This window comes from Streptomyces sp. NPDC107581 (genome assembly GCF_055657175.1).
In genome coordinates, this window is record NZ_JBVKBH010000003.1 from 353,558 (window position 1) to 368,194 (window position 14,637).

Genomic DNA, 14,637 nt, shown 5'->3' on the forward strand with positions numbered 1-14,637 from the left:
CAGCAAAGGAAGGGCAATTGCTGTCACCTGCCGGACAATTTCCATCATCGGGAGGGCAGCGGCAGGGCCGTCGGCTTTCCTCGTCCACGAGTGACGCTAGGGCAGTCGCAGTCGCCGGAACTCGATCGTCTCGTACGCCCCGGCCACCCCGGTCTCGTACAGGATCCCGACCGTGTCGTGGTCCAGCTGTACGAGGTCGGAGTAGGCGGCCCGGCGGACGGACAGCGTCAGGGCCTTGGTGAAGGTCGTTCCGCCGTCCGTGCTGCGCCACAGGGCCATTCCCCGGCGGGCGGTCGGCACGGACGGGCCGGAGAACAGCAGGGGCGCGGCGGGGCCCCGGAGCTGGAGGACGCTGCCCTGGGTCACCGGGACGTCGTCGAGCGTGTGCTGGACGGCGAAGGGGCGCTCCAGGGTCAGGCCGCCGTCGGTGCTGTAGGTGTCGAGGCGGTTGCCGGGGCTGCTGCCGTTCTGGTCCCGGGAGCTGATGTAGAGGCGGCCGTCAGGGAGCTGGGCGGCGCCGGTCTCGTTGGCGTTGGCCGTGCCGTCGTAGGTGTCGTCCACGAAGCCGAGGTGCCAGGTGCGGCCGCCGTCGTCGCTGTAGAGGGCGTGGGCGCCGTAGTAGCGGGCCTCCCGGCCGGTGTCGTGGGAGCCGGCGGGAGGGGCGGCGGAGTGGTCGGCGGGGATCAGGAGGCGGCCGGCGTGTCTGCCGTGGGTCAGGGCCAGGGCGTGGCCGGGGCCGGTCGCGTACCAGCGCCAGCCGGGCCGCTTCACCTGGGCCGTGATCTCCTGCGGGGGTGAGAAGTGGCGGCCGGCGTCCCGGCTGCGCTGTACGAAGACCCGGCGGCCCTGAAGCGGCGTCACCTGGCCGCGCATGATCTGGTCCTCCGTCACGGCCCCGCTGTTGTAGGAGGTCACCAGGAGGACCGCGCCGGTGCGCGGGTCGACCACGGGTGCCGGGTTGCCCCGGGTGTCGCCGTGGCCGGCGGCCACCACCGTCATGGTGCCCCAGGTGCAGCCGCCGTCGGTGGAACGGCGCAGGACGACATCGATGTCGCCGCTGTCGCCGGCGCCTTCGCGCCGGCCCTCGGCGAAGGCCAGCACGGTGCCGCCGGCGGTCTCCGCGCCGCCCGGGTGCCGGCGCACCCGCGGGAGAGTGAGGACGGCCGCGGGGATGCGGTAGCTGGCGTAGCCGCCCTCCCCTGCCGAGTAGGGCACCGAGGAGGTGCAGCCGTGTGCGGAGTGGGCCGGGTGCAGGGCGGTGAGCGGGGTGAGGAACGCGGTGGCGACGAGGAGGACGCGGCTCAGCGGGGTCACGTCTCATATGTTCCCCGGAACCACCAGCCCCGACTCGTAGCCCACGATGACCAGCTGGGCGCGGTCGCGCGCCCCGAGCTTGCCCATGATCCGGCTGACGTGGGTCTTCGCGGTGAGCGGGCTGAGCCCCAACGCCTCCGCGATTTCGGTGTTGTTGAGGCCCCGGCCGACCAGTGTGAGCACCTCGCGCTCCCGGTCCGACAGGCACTCGGGTCCGCCCGTCGCGGGTGCGGAGGGGCTGCGCAGGAACCGCTCGATCAGGCGTGCCGTGGGGCCCGGGGAGAGCAGTGCCTCGCCGGCGGCGACCGTGCGGATCGCGTCGAGGAGGTCGGCCGGGCGGGTGTCCTTGACCAGGAATCCCGAGGCGCCGGCGCGCAGCGCGTCCACGATGTTCTCGTCGGTGTCGTAGGTGGTGAGGACGAGTACCTTCACCCCGGCCAGGTCCTCGTCGGCGGCGATCAGCCGGGTGGCCTCGATGCCGTCGAGGGCGGGCATGCGGATGTCCATCAGCACCAGGTCGGCGCGTTCGGTGCGGGCCAGGTCGACGGCCTCGCGGCCGGTGGCGGCCTGTCCGACGACCACCATGTCCGGCGCGGACTCCACGAGCATCGCGAACGCGGCCCGTACGAGGGTCTGGTCGTCGGCGAGCAGGACCCGGACGGGGTTCATCGTGTTCCTCCCAGCGGCAGAACCAGCGGCAAAAGGGCCGTCACCTCGAAGCCTTCTGCGTCCTTGCGCGGCCCGGCGTCGACCGTGCCGCCGACGCTGCGGGCCCGCTCCCGCATGCCGAGCAGGCCGAAGCCGGGAGTGCCGGCCCCCGTGCCCGCGCCGTCGTCGGTGACGCGCAGGACACCGTCGTCGGTGACACGGACGCGCAGGACGCCGGCGTCCTCGTCGACACCGACGTGCACGGTCAGGTCGTCGCGGCCGCCGTGCCGTACCGCGTTGGTGAGCGCCTCCTGCACGATGCGGTAGGCGGCGGCTCCCACGGCGGGCGGCACCTCGTCGGCGGCGACCGTGAGCCGCACGTCGGCGCCGGCGGCCGTCCGCGCGAGGTCGGCCAGGCCGTGCAGACCGGGCAGCGGTCCGCGGGCGTCCGGTGCACCCGGGTCGCGCAGGACCTCCAGGGTCGTACGGAGTTCCCCGCGGGCCGTGCGGCAGGTCTCGGCGATGTCCTCCAGGGCCCCGGCGACGGCGGTCCGGTCCAGGCGGCCGGGGTCGGCGGTCAGGACGTGGGCGGCCACCGAGGTCTGCACGCCGATCAGGGTGATGCTGTGGGCGAGCAGGTCGTGCAGGTCGCGGGCGATGCGCAGGCGTTCCTCGGCGACCCGTCGGCGGGCCTCCTCCTCGCGGGTGCGTTCGGCGCGTTCGGCCCGTTCGAGGGCGGCGGCCGCGTTCTCCCGGTGGACGCGGATGTAGCCGCCGAGCACGAGCATGGAGACGATCCAGCCGGTGATCTGGAAGGACACGGCGAGCCCGGCCATGCCGTGGCCGATCTTCAGGACCAGCATGAGCCCGACGACGGCGCAGCCGATGACCGCCGTGCGCACGGGGCCGCTGGTGACCGCCACCGTGTAGAGGACGACCATGGAGGCGGCGGTCGGCGCGGAGTGGTTGTAGTCCTGCTGGTGGTAGAACGCGATCAGCGGGATCGCGATCGCCAGTACCGTCAGCGGCGCCCTGCGGCGCCAGGCGAGCGGCACGTGCAGGCCGAGCAGCAGGGCCCAGCCGAGCGCGTCCGGGTGCCGCCCGCTGCCGACGGTCACCGCGATCGCGGAGGCCAGGGCGGCGAGGCCGGCGGCGAGGTACGCGTCCTGCCGCAGCGGGTCGAGGGACACGAAGGCCCGTCGGGGCCGGACGGCGGTGATGGTTTCCTGCACGGGGTTCATCTTCCGGTAGGCGGGTGCCCCGGCCCAGGGCAGGGGCACCCGGCGGTCAGACCACGGGTTCCGGGACGCGCTCGCGCTCCGCGGAGGCCGCCGCGGAGAGCGGTCCCGGCCACCACACCCGCCGCCCGAGCGCCACGCTCGCGCTGGTCACCAGATAGGTGCGGACGAGGAAGGTGTCCAGCAGGACGCCGACCGCGATGACGAAGCCCAGCTCGACCAGCGGGACCAGGCCCATGTCGGTGAGGACGGCGAAGGTGGCGGCGAGCACGAGCCCGGCGGAGGCGATGACCCCGCCGGTGGTCCGCAGGGCGGTCAGCGCGGCCTCGGCGGGCTCCACGCCCCTCAGCGATTCCTCCCGCATCCGGTGCATCAGGAAGATGCCGTAGTCGACGCCCAGGGCGACCAGGAACACGAAGGACAGCAGGCCGAGGCCGGGGTCGGTGCCGTGGAAGCCGAACAGCGGTCCGAACACCAGCCCGCCGACGCCGAGCGCCGCGCCCCACACGGCGACCACGGCGGCCACCAGGATCAGCGGTGCGACCAGGGAGCGGAGCAGGACGATCAGGATCAGCAGCACGGAGAGCAGGACGATCGGTACGACGACCAGCCGGTCGCGGGCGTTGGTGTCCTCCAGGTCGAGCTGCTGGGCGCTGGGCCCGCCGACGTAGGAGCCGTGGAGCCGGTGCCGGAGTTCCTTGATGGTGGCGGTCTCGGCGGCGGACTGGGGCGGGGCGGACGCGGTGACCGAGATCTCGGTCCAGCCCGCGCCGGTGCGGCCCCGCCGCGCGCTCGCCACTCCGGGGGTGTCCTCGGCCGCCGCCAGCGTGGTGCCGGCGCGGGCGGCCGGGGTCAGGATCTCGACGGGCTGGGCCGACCGCTCGGGGTAGGCCCGGGCGAGGGTGTCCATCGCGGAGACGGAGTCCGGCCGGTCGACGAAGGTGTCCAGCTGCTTGACGGGCCCGGGCAGGTTCAGCACGCCCAGGGCGAGCGCGCCGAGCAGGGCGGCGCCGCAGGCGAGGACGGTCAGCGGACGGCGCCCGGCCGAGGAGCCCATCGCCGCGAACAGCGACCGGCGTTCCCTGGGCGTGCTGCCGTGGACGGGGACGAGCGGCCAGAACACCCGGCGGCCCAGGAGGACCAGGACGGCGGGGAGCAGGGTCAGCATCGTGGCCAGTGCGCACAGCACGCCGACCGTGCCGAGCGGGCCCATGCCCCGGCTGGAGTTGAGGTCGGCGGCGAGCAGGCACAGCAGCCCGGCCGCGACCGTGCCGGAGGAGGCGAGGACGGCGGGCCCGCAGCCGTGCAGCGCGGCCCGCATCGCGTCGTACGGCCGTTCGTGGCGCCGTAGCTCCTCGCGGTAGCGGGAGACGAGGAGCAGGGCGTAGTCGGTGCCGGCGCCGAAGACGAGGATCGTCATGATGCCCGCGCTCTGGCCGGAGACGGTGGTGCCGAAGGCCTCGTGGAGGGCGTAGGCCGCCGCCCGGGCGAGGAAGTCGGCGATGCCGGCGACGACGAGCGGGACCAGCCACAGCAGCGGGCTGCGGTAGATGAGGATCAGCAGGATCGCGACGACGGCGACCGTGGTGTAGAGCAGGGGTCCGCCGAGGGAGGCGTAGACGCCGGAGGCGTCGGTGGCGAGGGCGGCCGGTCCGCCCACGTCGACGCTCAGTGCGCCCTTCCCGTGGGCGAGTCGGCGGACGTCGTCGACGAAGGTGTTGCGCCTGTGCTCGTCGGTGCCGGGCTCGTTGCTGGTGACCGGGTACATCAGGGTGGTGCCGTCGGCGGACGGGACGCCCCGCGGGGCGGCGGCCAGGGTGTGGCGGTGGGCGATGGCCGCCACCTGCCGTCCGGCCGTCGTCCGGTCGGCGGCGGTGAGTCCGCCCGCACGGTGGTAGACGAGGACCAGCTCGGTGCTCTCGCCGCCGGGCAGCCGGTCCTGGAGCCTGGCGGCCCGGGTGGAGTCGGCGGATGCGGGCAGGTAGTCGGTCGCCCGGTCGTGCTGGACCTCGGTGAGTCTGGCGGCGAACGGCCCCGCCACGGCCAGCAGGACCACCCACAGGCCCAGGACCAGCCAGGGCAGGCCTCGTCGCCCGCCGGTCGCACGTGTTCTCGCGGCCCCCATGGAAACGGGCCTCCCTCCGGAGCGGATGTCTGGATACGGCTTCCAGACTTCCGCCGCGGCGGGCCGCGTTCGTCGGGCGCGGGGGCGAGTTCGGGGGTACTGCCACGGGCGTCCGGGCGGCGCCCTTACTCCCCGGGGAGTATCGGGACGGCGTACGGGCCGGACGCACGAGCCTCGTCAGCACGACGTCCACGCCGGACGCACGGGGTGTCAGCACCGCTACGCGCCGGACGGACAAGTGTCAGCACGGCGTACGCGCCGGACGGATGTCAGGACGGGGTGCGGGCCGGACGAATGCCAGGACGGCGTACGCGCCGGACGCACTGATGTCAGCACCACGTACGGGCCGGACGAATGTCAGCACGGCGTACGCGCCGGACGGATGTCAGGACGGGGTGCGGGCCGCGGCCAGCAGGCGGTTGACGTCGTCGGTGCAGATGGTCAGGGCCGCGCCGATCGTGGTCAGGGCCTCGCGTTCGGCGGGGGTGTAGGGGCCGTCGGCCAGCGCGATGCGGGCCGCCTGGAGGAAGAGGCCCTCGCGGCCGGGCGGGGCGAGGTGGGGGGCGAGCGGGTCGAGGGCCTCGTGGAGCTCTATGGCGAGACTCGCGCCGCACGGTCCGCCGAGCACCCGGCCGGTGTCTGCGGCGAGGGCCTCGACCAGGGCGGCCAGCTGGTCCTCGGTGCAGTCCACGAAGCCGGCGGCGCGGACCGCGGTGGCGGCCGTCTCCAGGGCCGCACGCGAGCCGGTGCCGCCCGCGGCCAGGACGGCGAGGGCGACGGTGTGCACGGCGTCGCGGAGCATCGCGGAGAAGCGGCGGGTGGTGGGGTGGTCGAGGACGTCGGTGCCGTAGTGGTGGCGGCAGGACGCGCACTCCACGACGGGGCCGGTCGCCCCGCGCGGCAGCACGGGCACCCCGAGGAGGGTGAAGCGGCGGCGCCCGGTGAGCCGCTGGTAGTTGCGGTCGCCTCCGCAGCCGGGGCAGAAGAACTCGCCGTCTCCCACGGGTGTCCATGCGGTGCGGGTACCCAGGATGCGCACAGCCCTGGTGGCACGGCCGTCTCGTCCCCGTACTGGCAGCACGTCGCACCTCCGTAACGACGCGGCAACATCGCCGCGCTGGCGTGATGTTAGCCACATCACGGAGGCTGAGTCAGTACCCCGGACGAGACCTTTCTGTGACCTCGGGGATGCGATGGCCGATAAGTGACGGGGCCCCGGCCGTCGTATGCAACGGCCGGGGCCCCGAAACTGCCGGTCAGAGCGGTCAGCGGGTCGCGCGGTTCACCGCGGAGACGACCGCCTTCAGCGAAGCACGCGTCGTGTTCGCGTCGATGCCGATCCCCCACAGAACCTTGTCGCCGATCGCGCATTCGATGTACGAGGCGGCCTGCGCGGAGGCGCCCTCGCTCATCGTGTGCTCCTGGTAGTCCAGCAGGCGTACGTCGACGCCGACGGACTGCAGGGCGTCGAAGAAGGCCGAGATCGGACCGTTGCCGGAGCCGGTCAGGACGGTGTCCTGGCCGTCCACGGTGGCCTCGACCGTCAGGGTGTCGACGCCGTCGGTGTCCGTCGTCGACTGGCCGGTCCTGACCTGGATGCGGCCCCATGCGTTGTCGGGGTTCGGCAGGTACTCGTCCTGGAAGACCGCCCAGATGTCCTTCGGGGTGATCTCGCCGCCCTCGGCGTCCGTCTTGGCCTGGATGAGCTTCGAGAACTCGATCTGCATCCGGCGCGGCAGGTCCAGCTTGTGGTCGTTCTTCAGGACGTAGGAGATGCCGCCCTTGCCGGACTGCGAGTTGACGCGGATGACGGCCTCGTAGGAGCGGCCGACGTCCTTGGGGTCGATCGGCAGGTACGGGACCGCCCACTCGATGTCGTCGACGGTGACGCCCTTGGCCTTCGCGTCGGCCTCCATGGCGTCGAAGCCCTTCTTGATGGCGTCCTGGTGGGAGCCGGAGAAGGACGTGTAGACCAGGTCGCCCACGTACGGGTGGCGCGGGTGGACCTCCATCTGGTTGCAGTACTCCCACGTGCGACGGATCTCGTCGATGTCGGAGAAGTCGATCTGCGGGTCGACGCCCTGCGAGAACAGGTTCATGCCCAGGGTGACCAGGTCGACGTTGCCGGTGCGCTCGCCCTGCCCGAACAGACAGCCCTCGATGCGGTCGGCGCCGGCCATCAGCGCCAGCTCGGCGGCCGCCACGGCCGTACCGCGGTCGTTGTGCGGGTGGACGGACAGGCAGACGTGCTCGCGGCGGGAGAGGTTGCGGTGCATCCACTCGAAGCGGTCCGCGTGCGTGGAGGGGGTCGAGCGCTCCACGGTGGCGGGCAGGTTGAGGATGATCTCGCGGCCCGGACCCGGCTGGTAGACGTCCATGACCGCCTCGCAGACCTCCAGGGCGAAGTCCAGCTCGGTGTCGGTGAAGATCTCGGGGCTGTACTGGTAGCCGAACTCGGTTTCGGGGCCCAGCAGCTTCTCGGCGTACTCCATCACCAGGCGGGTGCCGTCGACGGCGATCTGCTTGATGTCGTCCTTGGAGCCGCGGAAGACGACCCGGCGGAAGACCGGGGCGGTGGCGTTGTACAGGTGGACGGTGGCCCGGCGGGCGCCCTTCAGGGACTCCACGGTCCGCTCGATCAGGTCCTCGCGGGCCTGGGTCAGCACGGAGATCGTGACGTCGTCCGGGATCGCGCCCTCTTCCTCGATGATCGAGCGTACGAAGTCGAAGTCGGTCTGGCCGGAGGCGGGGAAGCCGACCTCGATCTCCTTGTAGCCCATCGCGACCAGCTGGTCGAACATCCGGCGCTTGCGCTCGGGGGACATCGGGTCGATCAGGGCCTGGTTGCCGTCGCGCAGATCGGTGGAGAGCCAGCGGGGGGCGACGGTGACGCGCTGCTGCGGCCAGGCGCGGTCCGGGATGTCGACCTGCTCGTAGCGGCCGTACTTGTGGATCGGCATGGAACTGGGCTGCTGGCGGTTGGCCATGATGGCGTGGGCTCCTCAGGATGTCCGGAAGGACGGCCGACGACGCAACGCCAAAGCTCCGCGGGGAGGGAGTCGGCCTTTGACTACAGGCCCTCGCCGCGGCAGCTAAGGAGAAGCAGCCCGAAACGCATGATGCTCCGCAGCCTAGCCGAGCCGCGTTCGGTGCGCGGGCCTGTATCAGTATGCGGAACCGGTAGAACAAAATGGACAAATGGTGCGCTATATCACGCACACTACGGAGCGCGAGCAGTCCACCACCGGATTGTCACCCTATTTCACCAATCACGGTCGCAGGTAGTGACACTTTCATGACTCAGTGCAAGGGTGCCGGGCATGACGACCAACGGGGGCTTTGAGCCCGTCTTCTGCCCGATCGTGCCGCCGCACGTCCTCGACCGGCTGGCCCAGCACGAGGACCCCGGCATCGCCGACGCCGCGCAGCGCACCCTGGAACAGGACGCCCTGCACCGCACCCGGCGCCGGATCACCGCGGTGCGCAGCACGGCCGCGCCCGCCGGCACCCCGTCCGACGCGCCGGACCGCACCGTCTACGACGCCCACCACACCGAGACCCTGCCCGGCAAGAAGGTGCACGAGGAGCAGGGCCAGCCCTCCAAGGACGCGACCGTCAACCGCGCGCACGCGGGCCTGGGCGCCACGTTCGAGCTGTACCTCAAGGTCTACGACCGGCACTCGATCGACGACGCCGGACTGCCGCTGATCGCGACCGTCCACTACGGCGAGAAGTACGACAACGCCTTCTGGAACGGCGAGCAGATGGTGTTCGGCGACGGCGACGGCGAACTGTTCCTCGACTTCACCCTCCCCATCGACGTGATCGGCCACGAACTGACCCACGGCGTCACCCAGTACACGGCGAACCTGGAGTACTACGGCCAGTCCGGAGCGCTCAACGAGTCCGTGTCGGACGTCTTCGGCTCGCTGATCAAGCAGTACGCGCTGGGCCAGACCGCGGAACAGGCGGACTGGCTGATCGGCGCGGGCCTGCTCGCGCCGGGCGTGCACGGCGAGGCGCTGCGCTCGATGAAGGCACCGGGCACGGCGTACGACGACCCGAACCTGGGCAAGGACCCGCAGCCCGCGACGATGGACGGCTACGTCAGGACGAGCCGCGACAACGGCGGGGTGCACACCAACTCCGGCATCCCGAACCACGCCTTCTACCTGGCCGCCTCCGCGCTCGGCGGGCACGCCTGGGAGCGGGCCGGGCAGGTCTGGTACGACGTGCTGACCGGCGGCGAGCTGAAGCCGGACGCGCAGTTCACCGACTTCGCCACACTGACCGTGAAGGCGGCCCGGGCCCGGTACGGCGCCGGAGACGAACTCCAGGCCGTGCAGAAGGCCTGGGAGCAGACGGGGGTGCGGACGCTCTAGTTCCGCACCAGACAGTCACCCATGCGTATTCAGGTACGGCGCACGGGCGGATTCGCGGGCATCGAGCGCCGGGCCGAGGTGGACACCTCGGCCCGGCCGGACGCCGCCGAGTGGCAGGCCCTGGCCGAGCGCGTGCTGGCGTCCGGCCGGGGCGCGCCGCCGGCCGGGGTGCCGGACGGTTTCCGCTACGAGATCACGGTGGACGGCCGCACGGTGTACGCGGCCGATCCCCGACTGACCGAGGAGCAGCGGGAGTTGGTGTCCCGGGTGCTGAAGGAAGGGGCATAGCCACCGGTTCGGGCCGGGGCGTTGACTTATGTTACCGGGGGTAAGGATGATCCCGGCCATGGCGACTGATGCAGGCAATCCGATCCCCCGCTTCCCGGCCGGCTTCCTGTGGGGTGTCTCGACCTCCGCCCACCAGATCGAGGGCGCCGCCGACGAGCGTGAGGCGTCCGTGTGGGACGTGTTCACCGCGGAGCCGGGGCGGGTGAAGGACGGCTCCACGGCGGCGGTGGCCTGCGACCACTACCACCGCTACCGGGAGGACGTGGCGCTGCTGGCCGGCCTCGGCGTGGACGCGTACCGCTTCTCCGTCTCCTGGCCCCGGGTGAAGTCCCCCGGCGGCCTGGACTTCTACGACCGGCTGGTGGACGAGCTGTGCGCGGCGGGCGTACGGCCCGTGCCCACCCTCTTCCACTGGGACCTGCCCGTCTCCCTGGACTGGCTGGAGCGGGACACGGCGGCCCGGTTCGCCGACCATGTGTCCGTGGTGGCCGAGCGCCTCGGCGACCGCGTCGGCAAGTGGATCACCCTCAACGAGCCCGCCGAGCACACCCTGCTGGGCCACGCCCTGGGCGCCCACGCCCCCGGCAAGCAGCTCCTCTTCGACGCCCTCCCGGCCGCCCACCACCAGCTCCTCGCCCACGGCCTCGCGGTACGGGCCCTGCGCGCGGCCGGGGCCGCGGACATCGGCATCGCCAACTCCCACGGCCCGGCCTGGCCGGCCTCACAGGATCCGGCCGACCTGGAGGCGGCGGGCTTCTACGACCTCCTGCTCAACCGTCTGTTCGCCGACCCGGTCATCCTCGGCGAATACCCCGAGGGCCTGGGCGAGGCGATGCCGGGCGACGTCCGGGCGGACCTGGAGATCATCGGCGAGCCGGTCGACTGGTACGGCGTGAACTACTACGCGCCGACCCGGGTGGGCGCCCCGCAGGGCACCGAGATCGAGTTCGGCGGCCTGACCCTGCCGGCGGAACTTCCCTTCTCGGTACGGGAGATCGATGGCTCCCCGGTGACGGACTTCGGCTGGCCGGTCGTCCCCGAGGGCCTGACGGAGCTGCTCACCGGCTTCCGCGACCGCTACGGCGACCGGCTGCCGCCGATCGTCATCACCGAGAACGGCTGCTCCTACGAGGGCGTCGACGACCAGCAGCGGATCGCCTACCTCGACGGCCACGTCCGCGCGCTGCACGCGGCATCGGAGGCCGGCGTGGACGTGCGCGGCTACTTCGTGTGGTCCCTGCTGGACAACTTCGAGTGGGCGGAGGGCTACGCGCGCCGCTTCGGCCTCGTGCACGTCGACCACACGACCCAGAAGCGCACCCCGAAGGCCTCCTACCACTGGTTCCGGGACGTGCTGCGGGCGCAGAGATGACCACCGCCCGCGCCGCGGACGCGCTCGCCGAGCCCGTCGAACAGGTCGGCCGGGGCTGGACCGCGGCGCTGTCGCTGGCCAACGGGGCGATCTGGGTGGGCTGGTTCGGCCCCCTGCAGATCCTGCTCGCCTCCCAGGCGGGGGACTTCGCGCCCGGCTCCGGGATGTCGAAGGAGACGATGCTGGCGTGGGTGACCGGGGCCGGCGCGGTGGTCTCCCTGCTGGCGAACCCGTTCTTCGGCGCGCTGTCGGACCGTACGACGTCCCGGTGGGGCCGCCGCAGTCCCTGGATCGTGACGGGTGCGGCGGCCGGCGCCCTGTGCCTGCTGCTGCTCGCCGAGGCGGACGGCCCGTGGACGATGGCGCTGGGCTGGTGCCTGGTCCAGCTGACCCTGAACGCGGCCTTCGCGGCGGTCACGGCCGCGGTGCCGGACCGGGTGCCCAGGCGCCAACGGGGGCGGGTGGGCGGCTGGCTGGGGGCGGCGCAGATCCTCGGAGTGGTCGGCGGGACCGGCCTGGCGACCGCGGCCGGGGGCACGGCGGCGGGCTATGCGGCATGCGCCGCGTTCACCGTGGCGGGCGTGCTGCCGTACGTGGGGCGCTACGAGGACCTGCGCCTGACCGCGGACCACCGCCCGCCGTGGTCCTGGCGGACCTTCCTCGCGGGGTTCTGGCTGAGCCCTCGCCGCCATCCGGACCTGGGCTGGGCGTGGCTGACCCGCTTCCTGATCAACCTCAGCAACTCGCTGGTGCTGCTGTACCTCCTCTACTACCTGCGGGACCGGCTGCACTACGCCGACCCCGGGCAGGGCGTCCTGATCCTGACGGCGGTCAACGCCCTGACCCTGATGGCGACCGTGGTGGCCGGCGGGGTGTGGTCGGACCGGGCGGGCCGGCGCAAGCCGTTCGTGGTCTGGTCGGGCGTGCTGATGGCGGTGGCGACGGCGGCCCTGGCCGGCTGGCAGACCTGGCCGGGCGCGGTCGTCGCGTCGGCGGTGCTCGGGGTGGGCTTCGGCGTGTTCACCTCGGTCGACTTCGCCCTGATGACGGACGTGCTGCCGAAGGCACTGGACCGCGGCAAGGACCTGGGCGTGATCAACGTGGCCAACGCCCTGCCCCAGGTGGCGGCCCCCGCCCTCGCCGCGCCGATCGTGACCTACCTCGGCGGTTACCGGGTGCTCTATCTGACGGCGGCGGTGGTCGGCCTGGCGGGGGCGGTCCTGGTGGGCCGTGTCCGGGGCGTGGAGTGAGCTACAGGGCGCCGGCGGCCCGGGCCGCCCAGACGGTGGGGAACAGGGGGCGGAAGCCGAGGTCCCTGCGGATCCGCGCGGTGGACATGATGCCGAACCAGGGATCGGGATCGGTCCGGGAGTACAGCTCGGCGGGCACCTCGACGCCGTTGAGCTGGTGCAGCTCGACCGCCGTCACCGGGGCGTCGTCGGCGATGTTGTGGACCGGCCCGCTCACCGCGGGGGCGTGCAGGAGGCGCAGCAGCCCCTGGGCGACGTCCGCATGGTGGCCCATCTGCAGCCGCTGGGCCGCCGCCCAGTGCGCGGCCCAGCGCAGGGACTGGGCGAGGTGCGGGTCGCCCTCGCCGTACACGAAGGGCAGCCGGCCGATCCGCACGTCCAGGCCGTCCAGCGCGAGCAGTTCCCGCTCGGCCTCGGCCTTGGACTCGGGGTAGGCGCCCCACATCTCGCCGCCGGGCCGGGACTCGTCGTCCTCGGTCATCGGGCGGCCCCGCCCGCTGCCGTACACCAGCCCCGTGCTGACCTGCACGAAGCGCCGGACGCCGGAGGCCAGCGCGGCACGGCCGAGGGCCACCGCCGCGTCCCGGTTGACGGCCCACGCCTCCTCGTCCGGCACCCCGCGGAAGGACGCCGCGACATTCACGACCGCGTCCGCCCCGGCCACCGCCCTGCCGAGCGCCTCCTCGTCCCGCAGGTCCCCGAGCACGATCTCGGCGCCCAGCTCCGCGAACCGCTCCCCGCGGGCCGCGTCGCGCACCAGCACCCGCACCCGCTCCCCCGGCCGGGCCTGCGCCAGCAGCCTCGGCACGAACCGCCGGCCGACCTGCCCCGTCGTACCGGTCACCAGTGTCAGCATCGTCTGCTCCTCTCGTGGATGTCCGACGCCCCCAGCCTCGGGCGGTTCCGGCGTCACCGGGAGAGACCTCCCGATCAGGGGACCGGCAGTCCCTGGATAAGCCGGGCGGACTGCCGCACGCTGGGGGAGTGAACCGGACCGAACTCGCCGACTTCCTGCGCCGCGGCCGTGCCCGCCTGGACCCCTCCGACGTGGGCCTCGCGCCCGGCACCCGCCGCCGCACACCCGGCCTGCGCCGGGAGGAAGTGGCATCGCTCGCAGGCATGTCGGCGGACTACTACACCCGTCTGGAACAGTCCCGGGGCCCGCATCCGTCCCGCCAGATGCTGACGGCGCTGGCCCGTGCCCTGCGGCTGACGGAGGACGAACGCGACCATCTCTTCCATCTGGCGGGCGAGGAGCCGCCCCGCCGCGGCTCGGCCTCCGCGCATGTGCGTCCGGGGCTGCTGCTGGTCCTGGACCGGATGCACGACGCGCCGGCGCTGGTGGTGACGGACTGCGGTGAGGTGCTGGCGCAGAACGCTCTGTCGCGGGCGCTGTCCGGGGACGTGCTGGCCCGGCCGCCCCGGGAGCGCAATCTGCTCCGGCGCTTCTTCCTCGACCCGGCGGGACGCGAACTGTTTCCGCCGGAGGATGTGCCGGAACACGCGCGGGTGCACGTGGCGAACCTGCGCGCGGTGGCCGCCGCCCGCCCCGACGACCCCGAGCCGGCCGCACTGGTGGCCGAACTCCTCTCCGCCGGCGAGGAGTTCGCCCGCCTCTGGGAGGAGCACGAGGTGGCGGTACGCCGCTCGGCGACGAAGCGCTTCCGGCATCCGGTGGTGGGCCTGCTGGAGCTGGACTGCGAGGTCCTGCTCACCGACGACCACCGCCACCGCCTCGTCCTGCACACGGCCCGCCCCGGAACGGAGTCGTACGAACGCCTTCAGCTGCTGAGGGTGGTGGGGACGCAGGACATGGCTCCGCAGGGAGCCACCGGCTAGAACCCCGGCCCGCGCAGCCGCTTCGGGCCCCGGCCGGCACCCCCCGACACCGGCCGAACGACCAGAACCCCAGCTTGCGCAGCTGCTTCGGGTCGCGCTGCCAATCCTTGGCCACCTTCACGTGAAGGTCCAGGCTGCATCAACATGCGGCTACCGCCGCGCGGCCGACACCAAGCAGAAC

General features: G+C 72.8%; 12 protein-coding genes. 5 read left to right on the forward strand and 7 right to left on the reverse strand.

Annotation, left to right across the window (positions count from 1 at the left end; all coding sequences use genetic code 11):
• Window positions 1-96: 96 nt before the first annotated feature.
• The 6 genes from ACZ7P3_RS08330 to leuA form a co-directional block, all read right to left on the reverse strand.
• Window positions 97-1,314, reverse strand: a complete 1,218-nt coding sequence (locus tag ACZ7P3_RS08330) for a sialidase family protein (protein ID WP_472079904.1) — start codon at window positions 1,312-1,314, stop codon at window positions 97-99.
• 3 nt (window positions 1,315-1,317) lie between these two features.
• A complete protein-coding gene (locus ACZ7P3_RS08335; protein ID WP_472079905.1) occupies window positions 1,318-1,983 on the reverse strand; it encodes a response regulator in 666 nt (221 codons plus the stop codon).
• The gene (locus ACZ7P3_RS08340) at window positions 1,980-3,203 is read right to left on the reverse strand and encodes a sensor histidine kinase (protein WP_472079906.1); all 1,224 of its coding nucleotides are present in this window, start codon (window positions 3,201-3,203) and stop codon (window positions 1,980-1,982) included. Before ACZ7P3_RS08340 ends, ACZ7P3_RS08335 begins: the two co-directional genes overlap by 4 nt.
• Window positions 3,204-3,249: 46 nt before the next feature.
• Window positions 3,250-5,325, reverse strand: coding sequence for an MMPL family transporter (locus ACZ7P3_RS08345; protein WP_472079907.1), 2,076 nt, complete (start codon window positions 5,323-5,325; stop codon window positions 3,250-3,252).
• A 385-nt stretch (window positions 5,326-5,710) separates the two neighbouring features.
• Window positions 5,711-6,406, reverse strand: coding sequence for a TerB family tellurite resistance protein (locus ACZ7P3_RS08350; RefSeq protein WP_472079908.1), 696 nt, complete (start codon window positions 6,404-6,406; stop codon window positions 5,711-5,713).
• A gap of 184 nt (window positions 6,407-6,590) precedes the next feature.
• Window positions 6,591-8,312 carry a 2-isopropylmalate synthase gene (gene leuA, locus ACZ7P3_RS08355; RefSeq protein ID WP_472079909.1) on the reverse strand — a complete coding sequence of 574 codons (1,722 nt, stop codon included), beginning with the start codon at window positions 8,310-8,312 and terminating at the stop codon, window positions 6,591-6,593.
• 333 nt (window positions 8,313-8,645) lie between these two features.
• Between leuA and ACZ7P3_RS08360 the strand changes: the two genes are divergently transcribed.
• Genes ACZ7P3_RS08360 through ACZ7P3_RS08375 form a run of 4 tightly spaced genes read left to right on the forward strand, consistent with a single transcriptional unit; the run spans window position 8,646 to window position 12,617 of the window.
• Window positions 8,646-9,707 (forward strand): M4 family metallopeptidase, encoded by a 1,062-nt coding sequence (locus ACZ7P3_RS08360; protein ID WP_472079910.1) that lies wholly within the window; start codon window positions 8,646-8,648, stop codon window positions 9,705-9,707.
• Between the two features lie 21 nt (window positions 9,708-9,728).
• On the forward strand, window positions 9,729-9,995 hold the full coding sequence (locus tag ACZ7P3_RS08365; protein WP_472079911.1) for a protealysin inhibitor emfourin: 267 nt from the start codon (window positions 9,729-9,731) through the stop codon (window positions 9,993-9,995).
• Between the two features lie 58 nt (window positions 9,996-10,053).
• The gene (locus tag ACZ7P3_RS08370; protein ID WP_472079912.1) at window positions 10,054-11,367 is read left to right on the forward strand and encodes a GH1 family beta-glucosidase; all 1,314 of its coding nucleotides are present in this window, start codon (window positions 10,054-10,056) and stop codon (window positions 11,365-11,367) included.
• The gene (locus ACZ7P3_RS08375; RefSeq protein ID WP_472079913.1) at window positions 11,364-12,617 is read left to right on the forward strand and encodes an MFS transporter; all 1,254 of its coding nucleotides are present in this window, start codon (window positions 11,364-11,366) and stop codon (window positions 12,615-12,617) included. The genes ACZ7P3_RS08370 and ACZ7P3_RS08375 overlap by 4 nt, the downstream gene beginning before the upstream one ends.
• A gap of 1 nt (window position 12,618) precedes the next feature.
• Here ACZ7P3_RS08375 and ACZ7P3_RS08380 read toward each other — a convergent pair whose 3' ends face one another.
• Window positions 12,619-13,473: an NAD-dependent epimerase/dehydratase family protein gene (locus ACZ7P3_RS08380; protein ID WP_472079914.1), complete on the reverse strand. Its 855-nt coding sequence runs from the start codon at window positions 13,471-13,473 to the stop codon at window positions 12,619-12,621.
• A 128-nt stretch (window positions 13,474-13,601) separates the two neighbouring features.
• Between ACZ7P3_RS08380 and ACZ7P3_RS08385 the strand changes: the two genes are divergently transcribed.
• Window positions 13,602-14,456, forward strand: coding sequence for a helix-turn-helix transcriptional regulator (locus ACZ7P3_RS08385; RefSeq protein WP_472079915.1), 855 nt, complete (start codon window positions 13,602-13,604; stop codon window positions 14,454-14,456).
• The last annotated feature ends 181 nt before the right edge of the window (window positions 14,457-14,637 follow it).